We start from the raw sequence: 19,433 nt of genomic DNA, 5'->3' as shown, positions 1-19,433 counted from the left end.
CCGGGCACGGAGGCAAAGGAAAGGGAAAGGTTCACTCGAGAACCTCGAGTATCTTGGCCTTGATGACGCCCTTCCCGCCGGTCGGCTCGACGAGGGTCGCGCCGCAGACGAGGCAACGGACGGTGGTTGCCGGGTTGCTGAAGACTATCTGCTCGTTGCCGCAGTCTATGCACTTGACGCGGAGGAACCTGCTCCTCGGCATCGGGATGAGGTTCTTCGGGAGCGCCATGGATCACACCTCCACCAGCTCGAACTTCTTAACGCGGAAGCCCTGTCCCCTGGTGTGGGCCTTGCCGCAGACGGTGCACCTGAAGCGGAGGTCGAGCTTCTTGACCGGCTTCTCCCTTCCGGCCGGGTTCGGCCTCGGGAAACCGCGGTAACCCTTCATGATCCTGCGGAATCTCCTCTGACCCTGGCTGAGCTCGCTCCTCGGTCTCTTCTTGACCTTCTCGACCTTGTGGATAGTGTGCTTCTTACAGTAGGGGCAGTAAGTCCTTATCTGCTTCGGGTACTTCATTCTCTCACCTCCACGCAGAGGCCCGGTGGGTTCCTACTCGCCCCAGCCTCGGACACCCCCGAGCCGTGAGGCATGATAGTGCCTGCAAACCCCGGTAGCCGCGAGGCTTTAAAAAAGTTTTTGCTTGCGCGAACCACTGGCACCAGGTATAAAGTTGAACGGGGAAAAGAGCGGGCGGAAATGCCCTCACTCGGCGGGTGCATAGTAGCAGCGCTTCGGTGAGATGATTTTGCCCTCCTTTTTGAGCACTTTTATGGCCTTGTCCACTTCCTTCTTGTCGATGCCGGCAAGCTCGGCTATCTCCTTGCTCTTGAGGGGCTTTCCGGCTTCCTTCAGAACCTTGAAAACGAGTTCAACCTCAGCCATCTTTATCACCCCATCGGTTTGTCAATAGAACCTGAAACGTTTGAACTTAAAAGGTTATTGGTCAGAACTGTAGTATGAATGGAACCACGAACGGCACCAGTGCCGTGAGCACGAAGCCGTGAACGAAGGCTATAAGCGCGACCTCGCTGCCCCCGAACTTCGTCATTATCGGCAGCGTCGTGTCCATGGTTGTGGCACCGCCCATGGAAACCGCCAGCTCCTTTCGCATCTTTCCGATAGCGACGGGGTACAGCAGAACGGTGAATATCTCCCTGGTGAGGTTAGCTAGGAAGCCGAGGGTGCCGTAGACGGCGGAGTACTGGGCTATCAGAGGCCCGGTGAGGCTGTACCAGCCGCAGCCGGCAGCAACTGCAAGCCCCCACTTGAGCTCTATCCCCAGGAGCAGGGAAGCGACGAGGCCGCCCAGGAGTGAGCCCAGGAGAGTGCCGAGGGGCAGCTTTATGGCGAGCCTTCCGAGCTTCCTGATCTCCGCGAGCCGGAAGCTCTGACCAAGGTCTATTCCGATTATCAGTATCAGCAGGTAGAGCATGATTTCATAGAGATTGCCGAATTCCGGAGCGTAGAAGTGCCCTGTGAGTATCCCTGCAATCAGCGCGACCAGAACGTAGGCCAGAAACCTCATCCCTTTCCCCCCACGAGGAGAGCGATCCCAACGCTGCCCGCTATGGTGAGGGCCGCGAATACTATGGACGAACTAAGGAGCCACAGGGCATCTATCTTCACCTTCCCCGCCTCGACACTCATGAAGAATATTAGGAGCAGCAGTGCGGCGCTCATGGGGGCGTCAACGTTCACCTTACGCTCTTTCCTGCGGAGAACGTAGCCTATGAGAACGCCCGCGATTAGTGGGATAAAGATGTTCATGTAAAAACCTTCCTCTGAAGGTTAATAAACGTATCGAGGGGCTCGGAGGGTGTTCACGTCATCATCCGTGAGCTTTCAGTTTGCTTGCTAATCGTCATCGCCCGTAACCCGTTACAGTCACGCATTTTTAAACCTATGCGGGCAAAGGTTTTTTACGGCAACCATTCATCATTCAAATGGTGGTTCACATGATTCGCGCATCCGAAAGGGCCATGGGCATCGAATACGCCATAAGGGATGTTGTTCTCCCGGCGAGGGAGCTTGAAAAGAAGGGAATAAAGGTCATCCGCCTCAACATAGGCGATCCGGGCAAATACGACTTCCAGCCGCCCAAACACATGAGGGACGCGTACTGCAAGGCCATCCAGGATGGGCACAACTACTACGGACCGAGCGAGGGAATTCCCGAGCTGAGGGAAGCGATAGTGGAGCGCGAGAGGAAGAAGAACGGTGTTGAGGTAACCCCGGAAGACGTCCGCGTTACCGCAGCTGTTACAGAGGCGCTGCAGTTCATATTCGGGGCCCTCCTCAACCCCGGGGACAACATCCTTGTTCCGAGTCCAAGCTATCCGCCTTACACTGGCCTCGTCAAGTTCTACGGCGGCATTGCCAACGAGTACCTTACCGTAGAGGAGAACGGCTGGCAGCCGGATATCGATGACATGAGGAAGAAGATAGACGAGAGGACAAAGGCCATAGCGGTCATCAACCCGAACAACCCAACGGGAGCGCTCTACGAGAAGAAAACGATTAGGGAGATACTCGACCTTGCCGGTGAATACGATCTGCCTGTGATAAGCGATGAGATATACGACCTCATGACCTACGAAGGAAAGCACGTCTCCCCTGGCTCCCTCACGAAGGACGTCCCGGTCATCGTTATGAACGGCATGTCAAAGGTCTACTTCGCCACCGGCTGGCGTCTCGGCTACTTCTACTACGTTGACCCAGAGAACAGGCTCGCCGAGGTCAGGGAGGCGATAGACAAGATGGCCAGGATAAGGCTGTGCCCCAACACTCCAGCCCAGTTCGCTGCCATAGCGGGCCTAACGGGCCCGATGGATTACCTTGAGGAGTACATGGCCAAGCTCAAGGAGAGGAGGGACTACATCTACAAGCGCCTCAGTGAGATTCCGGGGATAAGCACCACCAAGCCTCAGGGAGCCTTCTACATCTTCCCGAGGATAGAGGAGCGCTCCAAGTGGAAGAACGACAAGGACTTCGTGCTTGATGCTCTCCATGAGGCGCACGTGCTCTTTGTCCACGGCTCTGGCTTTGGCTACGCCGGCGAGTGGCACTTCAGGATAGTCTTCCTGCCGCCGGTTGAGATACTCGAAGAGGCCATGAACAACTTCGAGGCCTTCATGAGAAAGAGGCTTGCGGAGTGAATTCTTGGTACCTCTTTCCTTTTCCCTTCTGGCCGGTCATTAAAAAGAGAGATCAGCCGCCGGAAACTACCGGGATAACCTCAACGTAGTCACCATCCTTCACGTTCTCATCTTCAAGTGCGACCCTTCCGTTGAGCTTTGCTATGGCGCTCTCGGTGTTGAAGCCGACCTCACGGAGAACGTCGGCCACCTTCATGCCCTTCTCCCACTCGACCTCCGTCTCGATTCCCCTTCCCAGGACCTTGACCTTGATCATCTCTCACCACCTCCATGAACTCTGAGGGAGTCTTTTATAAACCCGCCGGAAGCCAAAAAACTTAAAAACCCTCCCCTGCTCATATAACCTGGGCACGGGAGTGCCGCGGTAGCCTAGCCTGGTAGGGCGCCGGCCTGCTAAGCCGGTGGCCGTTGGCCACAGGGGTTCAAATCCCCTCCGCGGCGCCAAAATCTTTCTCCGGGTCGAATGCCGGGATAGCCTAGAGGCGAGGCGGTGGACTGCAGATCCGCTTTACGGGGGTTCAAATCCCCCTCCCGGCTCCACAACAAACTTTTGCAGGGCAAAAGTTTGATCAAAAGTTGGTGATTCCTTTTTTGAGGTGCTCCTTTGAGAAGGTTTGCCTTTTTGAGTTGTAGTTTTTGGGTTTGGAATTCATAATCGGAGTGCTCTAATTTAAGGGGTTTGTTCATTTTCGCGCTCCAGATGAGCGCTTTAAGCGTTTAAACCCGCGTTTTTGAGGGGCTTTGAATCGTGAATTCCTGCTTGAAAATGCCTGTTGAGATTGCAAACCTTTTCTCAGTTGGCTTTTTGTGAGGAATCACGAACTTTGATGAAACTTTGCCCAGCAAAGTTTCAGCGTTGACAGAAAGAGTGCGTGCAATTCTGACGTGCTTAATCCTCTAGTGGATTTACTCTTTAATTGGCAGTTCTGCAGTATTTCACTCTCCTCAAGACGTCCGAAGAACGCCAGAATAAGTGTGAAACCTGATTAATGGCTTGTTTTAAAGCTAAACCACCTTTTGAGGGCGAATTTAGAGTGCACGCTTCGGTTCCCATCATCTTAACCTGAAGGAACTCTTTTGGTGAAGCTTCTTCCAAATTGGCGGGCCTGCTCTTTGAATTATCTGCTCACAGTAAAACCCCTTTTGTCAACCTTTGTGCAGGCAAAGTCTGGCCCGCAACAAACCATAAATACCTCCCCGCTTACCTACCTTCGATGAGCGCCCCGGTCTTCAACTCAAAACTCTGTGCGATCTGCAAGGGCAGAAAGCTCCTCTGCGGCAGGCCGACCTGTCCGATTCTTGAGCGCTTCAGGGTAGCCCGCACCGTCGAGCAGAGACTGAACAAACGTCACCTCTTCGGCTCCTCGCCGCCGAGCATCTTCGTTGGCGAGTACGGTTATCCCAAGGTCCGCATAGGACCCCTGGTGCCCCCTATTGAGGGCAACACCAGCCACCTTGACAGCCCCATGAAGTGGGAGGACAAGACGATAAAGGACATCCTCTACTACCGTTCGCTTCTCGTCATGGGTGAGACGAAGGCTGACGTTCACGTAAGGCGGAGCGGTAGGATCCTCGGCGAGGTTCAGGAGCTGGCGATGTCGATAAAGCCCGTTGACAGCGAGATTCTCCTCAAGAGGAAGCCCGTTCTCAAAGTCCTCCCGAGCGAGTTTGCCCCGCCTATCGGGCCGAAGGCGGAGCTTTTAGATTTTGAACTGACCGAGAATCCCCGCATTCCGCGGAGGACGGATTACGTTGTCAGCGATGAGCTGAAGGCGGAAGCGGCTATAATGCGCCTCTACAACTGGGGCTTCGACGAGTACTACATCATAAGGCTCCTCTCCGCCGGTCTCCTCGGCTTAGACAAGAGGCTCGTCCCAACGAGGTGGGGCATTACAGCCGTTCAGGACACACTCGGGAAGAATCTGCGGCGCGAGATTCTGCACAACCCTGAGATAAACGACTACGAGGTTTACTTCTACCGGTTCATGGGTAACCGCTACGCGGTTCTCCTGATGCCGGAGAGCTACGCCTTTGAGCTCCTTGAAGTCTGGCTTAAGGGGTCTCTCTTCGGCGCCTCGGAACCCAGCGTCATCCACGACTACGAGGACTTCCGCGGGAGGAAGGAGTACGTCAAGGAAACCGCCGGCGCATATCACGCGGCGAGGCTGAGCGTCCTCGAAGCTCTGAGAGCAAGGAGGAGGCAGGCAAGGGTAGTGGTTTTCCGCGAGGTAACGCCGGAGTACTATGCCCCGGTTGGCGTCTGGCAGATTCGCCTCGGGGTGAAGAAGGCGATGGGCAACTTGATAGGGCGCTTCGAGACGCTCAACGAGGCCCTCGACGCCATAAGGAGGCGTCTTGAGCATCCCTTCGAGAGGTACCTGGCCAGGAGCTACATCCTCGGAAGCCTCGCGAGGCAGAAAACTTTGGACGAGTGGCTCGGAAAGAATTTATACCGCCTCGGCGAAAAGGGAGTCGGTGGATGATGACCACTCCATCCCACTGAAGATGATGAGTGCACGTCAGGCTGACACCACTTGGAGGTTTTGGGATGAGGAAGAAGCTCGCCCTCATAAGCATCGATGGCTGTGGGGTCTACAACCTGAAGCACATGCCCTTCCTGAGCGAGCTTGCTGAAAGCGGTGAGTTCGCGGTGGTTGATTCCATCTTTCCAACGCTCACGGACTTAGTTCACACCAGCGTGATGACAGGGGTGTGGCCGAAAGACCACGGCGTCGTCGAGAACGGCTACTACGACCGCCTCTCTGACAGAAAGGTCAACTTCTACGACTACGAGGTGGCATTTAATCCCCACAAGGTCATTAAGGCCCCAACCATCGTTGACCTGTTACGGCAGAAGGGTGTTAGAACCGCAGCCGTCAGCGGCTATACGATGCCCCCGTTCAGCGGGACGGACGTTAGAATCTTCCCGCCCTTCTTTGCCGGCGACAGGATGTACCGCCAGCACGGCCGCGATTGGAGGAAGGACGTCTGGGTCATGAACTCGGCCATATACTTATACGAGGAGTGCAGACCGGATTTGCTTCTCGTACACTTCGCTTCGATAGACGGCATGGGCCACGACTATGGGCCGCTGAGTGAGGGGGCTCTAAAGGCTGTTGAGACGGTCGATACGGCCGTTAGAACCCTCTGGGAGCGCCTGAAGGAAGAGTACGCCTTCATAATCTTCGCTGACCATGGACAGGAAGAGGTTCACACCTGGGTGAACCTGAGGATTTATCTCAGAAAGCACGGGGTTGAAACGCTCCGCGTCTCCTCCGGAGGGGGGGTTCACGTCTACCTCAAAGACCCCGGCCAGAGTGAGGAGGCCTTCGAGGTTCTCAGGAGGGCGCCGGGGGTCAAAGACGTCTTCTTCCGCGACGAGCTTCCCCACCTGGACACCCCCAACAGCGGCGAGCTGGTAGTCTCTTCAAAGCCAGGCTACTGGTTCTGCTCCCACAGAATGTGCAAGGGCATAAAGGGCGTCAGCCACTGGGTTAAGGGAATGCACGGCTCGATGAACGAGCCGGTGGTGAAGGTTCCACTCATACTCTGGGGCTTTGAGAACGTTGAGCTTGAAGAGCCTGGCCTGATGGACATCGCGCCGACGGTTTTGAGCTTCTTCGGGATTGAGAAGCCGGCGAACATGGTGGGGAGGAGCTTGCTGAAGAGCTGAACGCCTTCGCATCACTTGGTTCTACAGCCAACGGTGTCTGTTGTGGTGAATAAACCCAATCTCGTAAATTGTAAACTGGAATCAGAGGGCTTAAATATGAAGCCAAATCCATATATACCTTGAGCGCGTAAAACGAAGTGAGAATAACTCTTCTTCAATCGATATCTCTGTGGAGATGGTTCTATGAAAAAGCACGCTGAGTATTTGGTTGTCGGTTCTGGGGCCGGTGGGGCTACCATAGCGAGGGAGCTAAGCAGGGAGGGAAAGGACGTTCTAATCGTTGAGGCCGGAAAGTACGAGGGGCACGTTGGGACTTTCAGGGACTCGCTCAGGTACTTTGACACGACCGGTCACATGACCCCAAAGACTTCCAGGGAAGGAGTCATCCTCTGGAGGACGATAATGGCCGGAGGCTCGACGGTTGTCTCATGCGCCAACGGGACGCGTTGCCTCCAGGAGGAGTTCAAGGATCTGGGCATTGAACTGGAAGGCGAGTTCAGGGAGGCAGAGGAGGAGATGAAGATCGCCCCCACGCCGAAGAGCCTTCTGTCCGATGCATCGCTGAAAATGCTAGATGTTTCTGCGGAGCTGGGCTACAAAATGGAACCCATGCCGAAGTTCCTCGACTTTGCGAAGTGCATCCGGTGCGCCCAGTGCACGTTCGGCTGCCTCCAGAGCGCCAAATGGACGGCCCTCGACTACCTCAACGATGCGGTTTCATACGGTGCCGAGGTGCTCTACGAGATGGAAGTTAAGGAGGTCATTGCGGAGAGCGGAAAGGTTACTGGGGTCAGGGGGCGTGGAAAGAGCGGATACGTGGAGATCGGGGCTGACAACGTCATCCTTGCAGCGGGAGCGCTGGCTACACCGGTTATCCTCCAGAACTCCGGAGTGGAAGGCGTTGGAGGCAACCTCTTCATTGACATGTTCGTGAACGTCTACGGAAAGGCTGAGGGACTGCACCAGACCAGGGAGCCGGCAATGGCGCTGGTAGACCACGAGTTCCACGACGAGAGGGGCTTCATCCTCTCCCCGTACATAAACACCAACAGGATGGTCAGGTTCATGGAGGCAGGCAAGAAGGGTTTCATGATGCCCACCGGCAAGCTCGTCGGTATGATGGTGAAGACCGCGGACGACTCCTCGGGAAGGGTCTACCCGAACGGGGACGTCTCGAAGGGAATAACCAGCAACGACAGGAAGAGGATAGACGACGGGGTCTCCATTGCCGAGGAGATACTGAAGGGCATAGGTGCCCAATCCTTCGTCGTGTCCAAGCCGCAGGGGGCGCATGTCGGCGGCACCGCCGGTATTGGACGGGTCGTTGATGAGAACCTGGAGACGGAGATCAGAAACCTCTACGTCTGCGACGCGAGCGTCCTCCCAAAGGCCCCGGGAATGCCCCCGATACTGACGATAGTTGCACTGGCAAAGTGGCTCGGAAAAGCCCTCGCCCACTGACCTTTTAATTTTCCAGAAAAGCTGAACAAACGGAAATGAAGGAGGGAAAGCCTCCAGTCCTCAGCGTGAGGACTGGGCGATCCTCTCAATCTCTTCCTTCTTGCTGTAAGCGAAGCTCTTCGGGTCCCTGTTGGCGGCCGCTATTATCTCCTCCGCGAGGGCCTGGGCGTAGCTGGTCTTGTTCCTGTAGCACTTGGCGCTGGCTCCAAGGGCGATGTTCTTGAGGGCTATGTCGAGCCTCCTGAGCGGGGCAACGTCAACGGCCATGTGGTAGCGGATTCCACCGAAGGCAATGGTGGTGGTGTCCTCTCTCGGGGAGGAGTTCTCGAGGGCCCTGACGAGAACCTGTATCGGGTTCTGCTTGGTGCGCCTCTCGATGATAATGAAAGCCTCCTTGACGACCTCGTAGGCCTTCATCTTCTTGCTCATGAGGGAGCGGTGCTCACGCCTCATGAAGTGGCCGCCGACCTTGTGGCCGCTGGCACCGCTGCGCATGACCTTGTTGATGAGCCTCTCGACGATGTGAACGTTAGCCTTTCCGAAGGACTTCTTGGCGTGCCTTCCGTGGCTGTGCGGGAGGATCCTCGGCTCCAGGTTGATGTAGGGCCTGAGGGACGGGTCGTTCACGACGACGTCCTCAACGCTCCACCTGCCCATGACCTTGGGCTCCTTAGGCTGATAGAACCTCTCGGTGATTGCCTTGGCCATTCACTTCACCTCCTCGGCTTCTCCTTCCTTCCCTTGACGAGCTCCTTGAGGGAGACCCTGTTGACCTTGACGACCTTGTACCTGATTCCCGGGATATCACCGACGGAACCACCCTTTGGACCACCGATTCCCTCGATGATGACCTCGTCGTGCTCGTCGATGTGGTTGATGGCACCGTCACCGGGGGTGAAAGCGGTAACGACCTTACCGTTCTTGATGAGCTGAACACGAACTGCCTTACGCATAGCCGAGTTCGGCTGCTTTGCCTCGACGGCTATCTTCTCAAGGACGATGCCCTTGGCCTGCGGGGCACCTCCAAGCGGGTCGCTCTTCTCCTTGAGCCTGAGGACTCTCCTCTTGTACCTGATGTCGCTCCAGCGGAACTTCTTCCTCTTGAGCTTGAGCTTCCTTCCGGCAAACTCTCCATACGGGGCCTTCTTTCCAGCCATGATCATCACCTCAGATTATGACCACATCGTGAATGCCGTGGTGTCTCTCCATCAACTCTTTCACGAGGTTGATGTTCTGGCCGCCCTTTCCGATAGCCCTGGCCTTGTCGCGGGGCCCGATGTCGAGGAGGGCGACCTTCTTACCATCACGCTTCTCAGTGATGTGGACCTTTTTAACCTTAACCCCGAGGCTCTTATAAATGTTCCTCAGGAACTCTTCGGGGTTCTCCGAGTGCTCGATGAGCTCTATCTCCTTTCCGAGCATGTTCTGGACGCGCTTGACGTTGGCTCCCTTCTTTCCGAGGGCCAGTCCCATCTCGCCCTTCTTAATGACGTATATGAGCCTGTTCCTATTGGTGTCGATGAGGCAGTCCATCACTGTCGCTCCGGTCATGCTCTCGAAGAGCGCTATGAACTTGATCTGGTCGGTGTTGAGCTTGAGCGGCATTACTCCTTACCCCCAGCCAAGGCCAGTATCCTGCTCTCACCGGGGTCGATTATCGCGAGGGCCGAAACGGTGTGCGGCCTTCCGAGGAGGGTTCCGAGCTCGACGCTGGTTCCCTCGAACTCGTAAATCGGTATGCCGCTGAGCTTGGCGTAGTAGAGTATGTCCTCCTTTATGTCCGGCCTCGCGTTCCTGGCCACGATAATCATCTTGGCACCGCCCATCTTGGCGTACTGGATGGCCTTCTTCGCTCCCATGATTATCTTTCCGGTGTCCTCTGCCTTCCTAAGCTCGAATGCGAAATCAACCATACATCACACCTCCCTACTCCCTTTTCGGTCTCAGGGGGAGATTCATTGCCAGTTTGACCATTCCGGTTCCGACTGGAACCGGCTGTCCTATCAGCACGTTCTCCACGACACCGTTGAGGGGGTCCTCATCGCCCCTCTCAGCGGCCTCGAAGAGGTGCTGGGTGGTTATCTCGAAGGCGGCCCTGGCAAGCACGCTGGCCTTCTCCCCAACTATACCGTGCCTGCCTATGGGCAGTATCACACCGTCGAGCGTCATCATGTCGGCGACGAGCATGATGTGCCTGACGTCAACCTCGAGACCCTGCTCGCGCATCGTGTTGACGATTTCCTCTATGATGGCGTTTCTTGCCGCTTCAATGCCAAGCACGTCGGCGATCTCCCAGATGTTGTTCGTCCTGGTTCTCGTGGGGTCAACGCCCGGGACCTTGAGCACCTGCTTGAAGTTCGAGCCCTCGGTGTAAATGACGTACTCGTCGCCTTCCTTCCTTATGATGGTCTTCCCGACGCCCGAGAGGCCTTTAAGGCGGTGCTTTTTAACCTTTTCGGCAAGTCTTCTGAGGTCGGAGAGCTTTCCGACCTTCTTGGGCCTCATTATGAGCGTGTATCCATCAACCTCGAACTCGGCGCTCTTGAAAGATCCCTCGAGCTTCCTCTGGACCTTCTCCATGTCCAGACCGGCCTTCTCAAGCCTCTCCAGGTCTATGTCAACGACGAACTCGTAGTTGAGTATGTCGATGCTCATCTCGCGGGCGAGGTTTTCCAGGGTGGTGCCTTCGATCCTCCTCGCGACCTCGAGGGCCTTCTCCCTGTCGTAGCGGTGCTTCTCGTCGAGGTAAACGGTCATGATCGGGGTGGACGGGTTCTTCCTCGCATCGACGATCTCGATGATTCTCGGCAGACCGAGGGTGACGTTGATTTCCGCGACACCCGCGTAGTGGAAGGTGTTGAGGGTCATCTGCGTTGAGGGCTCACCTATGGACTGTGCGGCAACGGTTCCTATGGCCTCTCCCGGCTCGACGAGGGCGTTCTGGTACTCGCGGACGGTCTCCTCGATGATGGCCTCTATCTCCGCCTTCTTGAGCTTGTACTTCTTATTGTACTCGACCAGCTTGTTGTAGAGCTCCTCCCTGAGGTTCTCCGGGAGGTCTGCCTTGTCCACCAGGCTCTTGATGGTCTTCGCTGCGACCATTTCACTCACCTCCCCTCATCTTGACGAGGGTTCTAAGGATGACCCTGTCAACATCAACGGTCTTGCCCTGCCAGCTCTTCATCGGGTCGATGCCGTCCTCACCGTACTTGAACTGGACGATGATTCCGGTCGGGTCTCTGACGGTTCCGTCGTAGTCCACCTTGAGGTCCTGGAGGGCGTTGATGAGCCTTCTCTGCATGTAACCGCTCTGGGCAGTCCTGACCGCGGTGTCGACAAGTCCCTCACGTCCACCCATTGCGTGGAAGAAGTACTCCTGCGGGGTAAGGCCGCTCTTGTAGGAGTTGGTGACGAATCCCTTCGCCCTCGCGCCGAGGTCTTCCGGCTTGAAGTGCGTGAGAACCCTTCCGCGGTAGCCGCGGTAGAGACGCTTTCCACGGATGGACTGCTGACCGAGCATAGCGGCCATCTGGGTGATGTTGAGCATCTTACCCCTTGCTCCGGTCTTGGCCATGATGACCGCGTGGTTGCCCATACCGAGGTAGCGCTCGGCGACCTTACCGGCGTTGTCACGAGCCTCGGCGAGGACAGCCATGATGTTGCTCTCGAGGGTCTCCTCAAGGGTCTTACCCGGCAGCGGCTCAAGCTCACCGTTCTTGTAGGCCTCTATGAGCCTGTTGACCCTCTCCTCAGCCTCGCGGATTATCTCGTGAATCCTGTCGAGGGCCTCGCTCGGAAGGTCCTCATCGTCTATGGCGGTGGTGAAGCCCTTGTGGGTGATGGTCCAGATGGCGAGCTTGGTGACCTGGTCGAGGAACTGCCTCGCCCTATCAACGCCGTACTCCCTCACTATGAGGTCGAGGAGCCTTCCGTCCTCCCTTCCGTAGGCCTTCTTGTCTATGGCGCCGCTGAGGAGCTTTCCGTTCTGTATGTAGACGAAGCCGTCGTAGGCGAGCTTTCTAACCTCCTCCGGGTCGGGGACGAGCTTCTCCTCGATGAGCTTTTCGAGTGCCTCACAGCGCTCCGGCTCGTCGCAGAGCTTGTTGCGGTACCAGATGGTGATGTCCTCCGGCAGGACGAGCGAGAAGATGGTCTTTCCGCTCCAGAGCTCGACGCCGTTCTCCACCTTGTCCGGCGCCGGGAGCTCGCGGATGTCGATTCCCGCGAACATGAGCATCTGCTCGACCTCTGAGCGGGTGAAGTAGGCACCCTCACGGGTGAGCAGGTAGCCGCCGGAGATGTGGTCCTGGATTCCAGCGATGAGCGGGCCTCCGTACCTCGGCGAGATGATGTGGTTCTGAACCTCCATGAGTATCCTGGCCTCCGCCTGGGCCTCCTCGGTCTGCGGTACGTGGAGGTTCATCTCGTCACCGTCGAAGTCAGCGTTGTACGGCGGGCAGACCGAGAGGTTGAGGCGGAAGGTTCTGTACGGCATCACCCTGACGCGGTGGGCCATGATGGACATCCTGTGCAGCGACGGCTGCCTGTTGAAGAGCACTATGTCTCCGTCCATGAGGTGCCTCTCGACCGTCCAGCCGAGGTCGAGCTTCTCGGCGATGATCTCGAGGTTGTTCTCCATGAGGCGGATTCTCCTTCCCTCGGGATCGATGACGTAATTGGCGCCTGGATACTTCTCGGGTCCGTTGAGGACCATCTTCTTGAGCTTCTCGAAGTTGAACTCGGTGACCTTCTCCGGAACGGTGAGCTCCATGGCTACCGCTATAGGAACGCCGACCTCGTTGATGCTTATCATCGGGTCGGGGCTGATGACCGTACGGGCCGAGAAGTTGACACGCTTACCGCTGAGGTTTCCACGGAAGCGGCCCTCCTTGCCCTTGAGCCTCTGGGAGAGGGTCTTGAGGGGCCTTCCGCTCTTGTGCTTGGCCGGCGGAATGCCTGAGGTCTCGTTGTTGATGTAGGTGGTAACGTGATACTGGAGGAGGTCCCAGAGGTCCTCGATGATGAGCTGCGGTGCACCGGCCTCGATGTTGGACTTGAGGCGGTTGTTGATACGGATGATGTCAACGAGCTTGTGGGTGAGGTCGTCCTCGGCACGGATGCCGCTCTCGAGGGTGATGGACGGTCTCATGGTGACCGGCGGAACCGGCAGGACCGTCAGTATCATCCACTCGGGCCTGGCCTTCTCCGGGTGCAGTCCGAGGAGATGCAGGTCCTTGTCGGGTATCTTTTCGAGTCTGTCGCGGACCTCGCTCGGCATCATTCTGTGCCTGTACTCGTTGCCCTCCTCGTCCTTCCTGAGCTCCCAGTAGATGGTCGGCCTCTCGAACTTGATAGGGAACTGCGGCGCTCCACAGTGCGGGCAGACCATCCTCTCCTTGGCCTTCTTGTGTATCTCCTTGATGAGCCTGTCCTTGGCCTTCTTCCTGTCGCCCATGACCTCGAACTTGTGGGTGTACTCCTCTATCTCCTCGTCGGTGAGCTTTATCCTTCCGCACTCGCGGCAGGTGCTCTCGAGGACCCTGTGGATGGTCTTGGCGAATCCGACGTGGACTATCGGCCTGGCGAGCTCAACGTGGCCGAAGTGGCCCGGACAGTCTCCAGCTCTCGCTCCACAGGTCTCACAGCGGAGTCCCGGGTCAACAACACCCAGTCTTTTGTCCATGAGGCCGCCTTCGATTGGGTAGCCGTCGTCGTCGTAGGTGTCGGGGACGGTTATCTCGGCCGCGCTCATCTTTCTGATTTCCTGGGGTGAGAGGATACCGAATTCAATACTCCCGATGATCTTCTTCATCGACTGCATGCTATCACACCCTATCCGTTATCTTGAGGGACGGCCTTATTCCCATAGCCTTCAGCTCGTCGAGCAGCAGCTTGAAGGCGTAGCTCATCTCCACCTTGCTGATCTTCTCTTCCTCTCCACAGACCGGGCAGTAGACCTTTCCTCTGCGCTTGTCCTCGAGTGCCAGGTGTCCGCAGCTCTCGCAGACCCATACCTCGGTCTTGTCGCTCTCCTCGAGCAGTCTCTCTATGAGAAGCATCGCGGCGCCGTGTCCGATGAGGACGTCACGTTCCATCTCACCGAACCTGAGACCTCCTTCCCTGGCCCTACCCTCGGTCGGCTGCTTGGTGAGAACCTGCACCGGACCCCTGCTCCTCGCGTGCATCTTGTCGGCGACCATGTGGTGGAGCCTCTGGTAGTAGATGACACCGACGAATATGTCGGCCTCCAGTCTTCTTCCGGTTATGCCGTCGTACATGACCTCCCTGCCGCTGTGCTTGAATCCAAGCTCCTCAAGCTCCTTCCTGAGCTTCTCCTCGGGCTCACCAATGAACGCGGTTCCATCGACCCTCCTTCCAGTGAGGGCGGCGACCTTTCCGCCTATGGCCTCGATGAGCTGTCCGACGGTCATACGGCTCGGGATACCGTGCGGGTTGACGATTAGGTCAGGAACGATTCCGCTCTCGGTCCAGGGCATGTCCTCCTGCGGAACGATGAGACCCACGACACCCTTCTGTCCGTGCCTCGATGCGAACTTGTCTCCGAACTCCGGGATGCGGAGGTCCCTGGTGGTCACCTTGACGAGTTTGGTTCCGTCGCCGGTCTCGGTGATGATGACCTTGTCAACTATACCTCTCTCGCTCGGCCTGACGGTGACGCTCGTCTCCCTCCTCTCCTGGAGTATTATCCCTCCGAGGCCGCTCTGCTCCTCGAGGAACCTCGGCGGTGAGGTTCTGCCGACGAGAACGTCCTTACCCGTGACCTTTGACTCCGGGAAGATTATACCGTCCTCGTCGAGGTGTCTGTAGTACTTCTCGCCGAGATAGCCCTGTATGGTGGGGTCGGGAACCTCAAAGCGGTCGGTCTGACCGCCGAGGTAGCGCTTCTCCTCGGCCTCGTATGTTCTGAAGAACGTGCTTCTTCCGAGACCGCGTTCGATGGAGGCCTTGTTCATGATAATTGCGTCCTCCATGTTGTAGCCGCCGTAGCTGAGGACCGCGACCACGAAGTTCTGGCCTGCTGGCCTCTCCTCAAAACCGACGGCCTTCATGATGCGTGAGTTGACGAGCGGAACCTGCGGGTAGTGCATGAGATGCCCGCGCGTGTCCACCCTTATCCTGAAGTTGGCGGCACCAAAGCCGAGGCTCTGCTTGGCCATACCCGCTCCGTAGGTGTTACGCGGGGCAGCGTTGTGCTCCGGATACGGAACGAGCGAAGCTGGGATACCGAGTATCGCGGCCGGCATGAGCTCGAGGTGGGTGTGCTCCTCCGTGACCTCCCAGGGCCATGTGGCGACGAGGGCGTTCTCCTCCTCTTCCGCGTCGAGGTACTCTATGACGCCCATCTTTACCAGATCGTTCCAGGTGAGGGCCCCGCTCTTTATTGCATCGACGTGCTCCTTGGTGAGCTTCGGCTGCCCGTTCTCGACGATGATGAGCGGCCTCCTGACGCGGCCGTCGTCGCTGTTGACGTATACCTCCCGAACCTCCTCGTCCTGGTATATCGCCACGTTGATGACATCGCTTATCTTTCCGCTTCTCCTGTCGCTCCTTATCCTGCGGACGAGGGACTCTCCGTCCTCTATGGTCCCGATGAGACTCCGTTGAGGTAGAGGCGCCAGAGCTCGGGGCTCGGGCGGCGCTCCTCGATGGAAACGACGCCGAGCTTGTTCAGGTACTCCATGACCTCCTCCTCGGGGATGCCGGTGGTTATCTGGGACATCAAGGAGAGGTTCTTAACGAGACCACAGTTCGGACCTTCCGGCGTCTCTGTCGGACAGATCCTTCCCCAGTGGGTTCCGTGAAGATCACGCGCCTCGAAGTGGGGCTGATCCCTGCTGAGCGGGGAAGTAACGCGCCTGAGGTGTGAAAGGGTGCTCATGTAGTTCGTTCTATCGAGAAGCTGGCTCACACCGGTCCTTCCGCCGGGCCAGGCACCGGTCGCGAGGGCGTGCTCGATCCTCTCGCTGAGGACATCAGGTCTTATGGAGTTTCTCACAAACCTCTGAATGTTCTCGAAGGTGTAGCGCTCGCCCTTCCTCTGGTAGGTCTTGGTCATCTGGTACTGCATGTCCTTGACGAGCTGGCCGAAGGCGACGCGGAAGAGGTCCCTGAGGAGGTCTCCAGCGAGCTTGAGCCTCTTGTTGGCGTAGTGGTCCTTGTCGTCCTCACCGCGGAGGCCTAGGGAAAGCTCAAGAACCTTGAGGGCCATCATGCCGAGGTAGTAGGCCTTAGCTTTTCTCCTCTCGGGCTCGACGCCCATGTGCGGGAGGAGGTTGTTGTCTATGATGTGCTCCGCCCTCCTGAGCCTGTACTCCTTCGGCTGGCCGGGCAGGGAGAGCTTTCCGATGTAGTCGAGCGCGTCCTCCTGGTTCATCACGTCGCTGGCGTCCTCGAGGTTGTCGAAGAGAACCTGCTGTATCCTCGGATCGTCGCTCACGGCCTCGACGATCTCTTTATCGCTCAGAAGACCGAGGGCGCGCATAACGTAAACGAACTTGACGGGTCTCGGAACGTTCGGAATGTTGACGTAGAGGATACCATCCTTTCTCCTCTCGACGGTTATCAGGGCCCTGTAACCGTGTCTGTATGAGAAGACCTTTGCGATTATCCTGTTCTGCCTCTCGTCGCGCTCAACGAGGGTCTTGTTCGGGGCGAGGTCCTCAATGGAGACTATAACCCTCTCAGAACCGTTTATGATGAAATATCCTCCCGGATCCTTTGGATCCTCGCCGAGCTTGATGAGCTCCTCGTCGCTGAGGCCGTAAAGCCTGCAGGCCTTGGACTTGAGCATTATCGGGAGCTCTCCAATGCGGACCTCGACGGCCTCCTGCTCGATGCCCTTGATGACCGGGATGAGCTCGAGGTAGAGCGGTGCGGAGTACGTGAGGTTCCTTATCCTGGCGTCCATCGGGTAGAGCGGCTTCCTCTGTCCCTGGGCCTCCTGGAACTCGGGTTCGCCCAGGCGTATTTTACCGAACTTAACCTCGAAGTCCGGAATATCCGGCTTCAGTCCGCCGAACTCGTATATGACCTGCTGCATGCCGTTGTCAATGAAAGCGTTGTAAGAATCAAGATGCTGTCTTACAAGTCCCCTCTCCTTCCAGTAGGCGTCCATAACGAGCCAGAGGTCGTCAGGAGTAACATCCACAACGGTTGGTCCTCTCGATGCCATAATCTCACCTCGCAGAATCAGTCCTCCACCACAAGGCGGTAGTAGTGGTAGTAGCCCGCCGTCGGGCTTTTTCTTCTGATCTCAAGGATATCGCCCGGCTTTGCCCCAAGGGCCACGACAGCAGGGTCCGAAGCCTTGATCTGCGGAAGCTGGGAGATCCTGATCCTGTACTTCCTGAGGAGCTCCTCTTTCTCCTCTTCGCTCAGTATTCTGTGTTCGGGAACCAGCTCATGTGTGAATATATCAAACTCTTTTTTCGTCGCCACCGAGAATTGCCCCCTTTAACATTTTTTAAGAACGATTATCACTACCTCACACCTGCGGGTTTCGGTATATAAGCTTTTCGAGTGGTATCTAGCTCGTATGGGTTTATATCGGTTGCGTAAAGTTTAAGACCCGTTTTCCATACCGAAAAGCTACTCTGATGCACTTTTATGTCCATCATTATGGGGAAAGGCTTATAAATGTTTGTCGTCGGTTCGATGTTCGAACTTTCTAAAAAACGGCCTGATGCTCGAGATCTGCTGTAATTTTGACATGATTTATGCTAAAATAATGGCATAACGTGGCTGATTAACGGGTTCATCTGTCATATCTGGCCAAAATACGGGTAAAATTTGGTCAGTTTTTTGTGCGAAACAGTGGCCACTGACGCTTTTAAATGTCCAATACGACCTTGAAGAGCCCCCATATTGTGGATCAGAATGTTTTCATCGCTCAACAGTACGAACCCGCTTGAAAAACCGGTGTTTTGTTTGTGAGGGAAGCTTTTGAGAAAGCTTTGCCAGAAGTTTGTAGCTCTTTATCAAGAGCGTTTCTGTGTGTTGGTTTTCAACTTGAGCATTCCATTTTCAAGCGAGAACTCTATAAAAGTGGCCTTTTGAAGGGGTTTACTCTTCTCTGACGCCCGAGGGCGTCCATTATATCTTAAACGCCTGCTCAAAGGGTGTAATCCAAAAGGTTCTCACTTTTAAATGCCCATTTAAAGAGAAACCACTCAAGAACTCGCACTTTGAGAAAGGAGCTACGAACATTGATCAAACTCAACGGGACTATCGTCCCGTGCGTTGAAGCTTCGCTTCAACGTCGCGAAGGCGAACAAACTTTGCAGAGCAAAGTTTGATCAAAGAGTGCTCTTTCCATTAAACTGGCAGAAACCAGTCGTGCACTGCTCAAGTACAACCAACACAATGGGTTTAACTTTTAAATCAAGCCCTTCAAGAAGTTTCACATTTTTATCGGCGCCCAAAGGGCGCCTTGTGGAGGTGAAACACTCACCAAGCAAGCTTTGCTTGGCAAAGCTTGACCAAAAATGTTTTACTGGTTAAAAGCCTGAAAAAACTTCGTGCACTTTAAAACGGGCGATTCTGTTGGGGTTTACTCTTCTAATTGCCCTCTTGCGAGTGTTTCACTCTTCAAACGGCGTCCGAAGGACGCCAATAACAAGGTTAAAACTGCTTGATAGAAGATTATCCGAGAGCCAAACCCTGTTGAGACATGGAGTTAAAATATCGCACGACCTCAAGGGCACGGCACCAAACACAGTCAGAACTTTTTGATGAAACTTTGCGCAAGCGAACAAACTTTGCAGAGCAAAGTTTGACCAAAGAACACCCTTCTCAAAGAAAAGCAAAAATTAGTCGTGCACTAAAGAACTGGATAATTTTAAGCGGGGTTTAACATAAAAGGAAGCTTTTCAGAGCAGTTTCAACTTACCATTGGCGCCCGTCGGGCGCCTTCTCAAAGAGAAACACTCACAAAGGAGCGAGTAAATGAAAAACCCATTTCAGAACTTGTCAATTCTTAGAAAAGCACTCTTTCTTCCGCCAGCGCTTGCGAAGCAAGGGCTGAAATGGTGGGCCCGGGGGGCTTTGAACCCCCGACCACGCGGTTATGAGCCGCGCGCTCTGACCAGGCTGAGCTACGGGCCCACGGGATGGCGCCGCCGCC

Annotated in this window: 17 protein-coding genes, 3 tRNA genes and 1 pseudogene; 6 read left to right on the top strand and 15 right to left on the bottom strand. The window is 56.0% G+C overall.

From position 1 onward, the window contains the following. Window positions 1–31 precede the first annotated feature (31 nt). From APY94_RS04760 to APY94_RS04740, 5 genes are all read right to left on the bottom strand, one after another. Window positions 32–229, bottom strand: a complete 198-nt coding sequence (locus APY94_RS04760; protein WP_012571194.1) for a 30S ribosomal protein S27e — start codon at window positions 227–229, stop codon at window positions 32–34. Between the two features lie 3 nt (window positions 230–232). After that, on the bottom strand, window positions 233–517 hold the full coding sequence (locus tag APY94_RS04755) for a 50S ribosomal protein L44e (RefSeq protein WP_014012391.1): 285 nt from the start codon (window positions 515–517) through the stop codon (window positions 233–235). A gap of 186 nt (window positions 518–703) precedes the next feature. Then, window positions 704–883 carry an HTH domain-containing protein gene (locus APY94_RS04750; RefSeq protein ID WP_014788305.1) on the bottom strand — a complete coding sequence of 60 codons (180 nt, stop codon included), beginning with the start codon at window positions 881–883 and terminating at the stop codon, window positions 704–706. 61 nt (window positions 884–944) lie between these two features. Continuing rightward, the gene (locus APY94_RS04745) at window positions 945–1,526 is read right to left on the bottom strand and encodes a lysine exporter LysO family protein (protein WP_058938542.1); all 582 of its coding nucleotides are present in this window, start codon (window positions 1,524–1,526) and stop codon (window positions 945–947) included. Next, complete coding sequence (locus tag APY94_RS04740; protein WP_058938541.1) at window positions 1,523–1,768, bottom strand: hypothetical protein; 246 nt, start codon at window positions 1,766–1,768, stop codon at window positions 1,523–1,525. Before APY94_RS04740 ends, APY94_RS04745 begins: the two co-directional genes overlap by 4 nt. A gap of 188 nt (window positions 1,769–1,956) precedes the next feature. Between APY94_RS04740 and APY94_RS04735 the strand changes: the two genes are divergently transcribed. Then, a complete protein-coding gene (locus tag APY94_RS04735) occupies window positions 1,957–3,156 on the top strand; it encodes a pyridoxal phosphate-dependent aminotransferase (RefSeq protein WP_058938540.1) in 1,200 nt (399 codons plus the stop codon). Between the two features lie 52 nt (window positions 3,157–3,208). Here the strand turns inward: APY94_RS04735 and APY94_RS04730 are convergent, their stop codons facing one another. Continuing rightward, complete coding sequence (locus APY94_RS04730) at window positions 3,209–3,412, bottom strand: MoaD/ThiS family protein (RefSeq protein WP_058938539.1); 204 nt, start codon at window positions 3,410–3,412, stop codon at window positions 3,209–3,211. A gap of 102 nt (window positions 3,413–3,514) precedes the next feature. Here APY94_RS04730 and APY94_RS04725 point away from each other — a divergent pair. The 5 genes from APY94_RS04725 (at window position 3,515) to APY94_RS04705 (ending at window position 8,290) form a co-directional block, all read left to right on the top strand. Next, window positions 3,515–3,600: transfer RNA gene (locus tag APY94_RS04725), tRNA-Ser, on the top strand. Window positions 3,601–3,621: 21 nt separating this feature from the next. Continuing rightward, window positions 3,622–3,696: transfer RNA gene (locus tag APY94_RS04720), tRNA-Cys, on the top strand. Window positions 3,697–4,370: 674 nt separating this feature from the next. Then, a complete protein-coding gene (locus APY94_RS04715) occupies window positions 4,371–5,639 on the top strand; it encodes an Nre family DNA repair protein (RefSeq protein ID WP_058938538.1) in 1,269 nt (422 codons plus the stop codon). A gap of 65 nt (window positions 5,640–5,704) precedes the next feature. After that, window positions 5,705–6,829, top strand: coding sequence for an alkaline phosphatase family protein (locus APY94_RS04710; RefSeq protein ID WP_058938537.1), 1,125 nt, complete (start codon window positions 5,705–5,707; stop codon window positions 6,827–6,829). Window positions 6,830–7,012: 183 nt separating this feature from the next. Further along, window positions 7,013–8,290 carry an FAD-dependent oxidoreductase gene (locus APY94_RS04705; protein ID WP_058938536.1) on the top strand — a complete coding sequence of 426 codons (1,278 nt, stop codon included), beginning with the start codon at window positions 7,013–7,015 and terminating at the stop codon, window positions 8,288–8,290. A gap of 60 nt (window positions 8,291–8,350) precedes the next feature. On the opposite strand, the gene APY94_RS04700 is transcribed toward APY94_RS04705, so the two are convergent. From APY94_RS04700 to APY94_RS04660, 9 genes and pseudogenes are all read right to left on the bottom strand, one after another. Then, window positions 8,351–8,998 (bottom strand): 30S ribosomal protein S7, encoded by a 648-nt coding sequence (locus APY94_RS04700; RefSeq protein ID WP_058938535.1) that lies wholly within the window; start codon window positions 8,996–8,998, stop codon window positions 8,351–8,353. Between the two features lie 5 nt (window positions 8,999–9,003). Beyond that, on the bottom strand, window positions 9,004–9,447 hold the full coding sequence (locus APY94_RS04695) for a 30S ribosomal protein S12 (protein WP_014012380.1): 444 nt from the start codon (window positions 9,445–9,447) through the stop codon (window positions 9,004–9,006). 10 nt (window positions 9,448–9,457) lie between these two features. Next, on the bottom strand, window positions 9,458–9,895 hold the full coding sequence (locus APY94_RS04690) for a NusA-like transcription termination signal-binding factor (protein WP_014012379.1): 438 nt from the start codon (window positions 9,893–9,895) through the stop codon (window positions 9,458–9,460). Next, a complete protein-coding gene (locus tag APY94_RS04685) occupies window positions 9,895–10,203 on the bottom strand; it encodes a 50S ribosomal protein L30e (RefSeq protein WP_014012378.1) in 309 nt (102 codons plus the stop codon). The genes APY94_RS04690 and APY94_RS04685 overlap by 1 nt, the downstream gene beginning before the upstream one ends. Window positions 10,204–10,216: 13 nt before the next feature. After that, window positions 10,217–11,392: a DNA-directed RNA polymerase subunit A'' gene (gene rpoA2 / locus APY94_RS04680; RefSeq protein WP_014012377.1), complete on the bottom strand. Its 1,176-nt coding sequence runs from the start codon at window positions 11,390–11,392 to the stop codon at window positions 10,217–10,219. 1 nt (window position 11,393) lies between these two features. Then, window positions 11,394–14,111 carry a DNA-directed RNA polymerase subunit A' gene (locus APY94_RS04675; RefSeq protein ID WP_058938534.1) on the bottom strand — a complete coding sequence of 906 codons (2,718 nt, stop codon included), beginning with the start codon at window positions 14,109–14,111 and terminating at the stop codon, window positions 11,394–11,396. Window positions 14,112–14,115: 4 nt separating this feature from the next. Further along, a pseudogene (locus APY94_RS04670) lies at window positions 14,116–17,483 on the bottom strand (DNA-directed RNA polymerase subunit B). A gap of 17 nt (window positions 17,484–17,500) precedes the next feature. After that, window positions 17,501–17,749, bottom strand: coding sequence for a DNA-directed RNA polymerase subunit H (locus APY94_RS04665; protein WP_058938533.1), 249 nt, complete (start codon window positions 17,747–17,749; stop codon window positions 17,501–17,503). Window positions 17,750–19,336: 1,587 nt separating this feature from the next. Beyond that, window positions 19,337–19,414 (bottom strand) — tRNA-Ile (locus APY94_RS04660). Window positions 19,415–19,433 lie beyond the last annotated feature (19 nt).

The sequence above is a fragment of the Thermococcus celericrescens genome (assembly GCF_001484195.1).
In the GTDB taxonomy this organism is placed as follows: Archaea; Methanobacteriota_B; Thermococci; order Thermococcales; family Thermococcaceae; genus Thermococcus; species Thermococcus celericrescens.
This window is presented reverse-complemented; position numbering and strand designations above follow the sequence as displayed.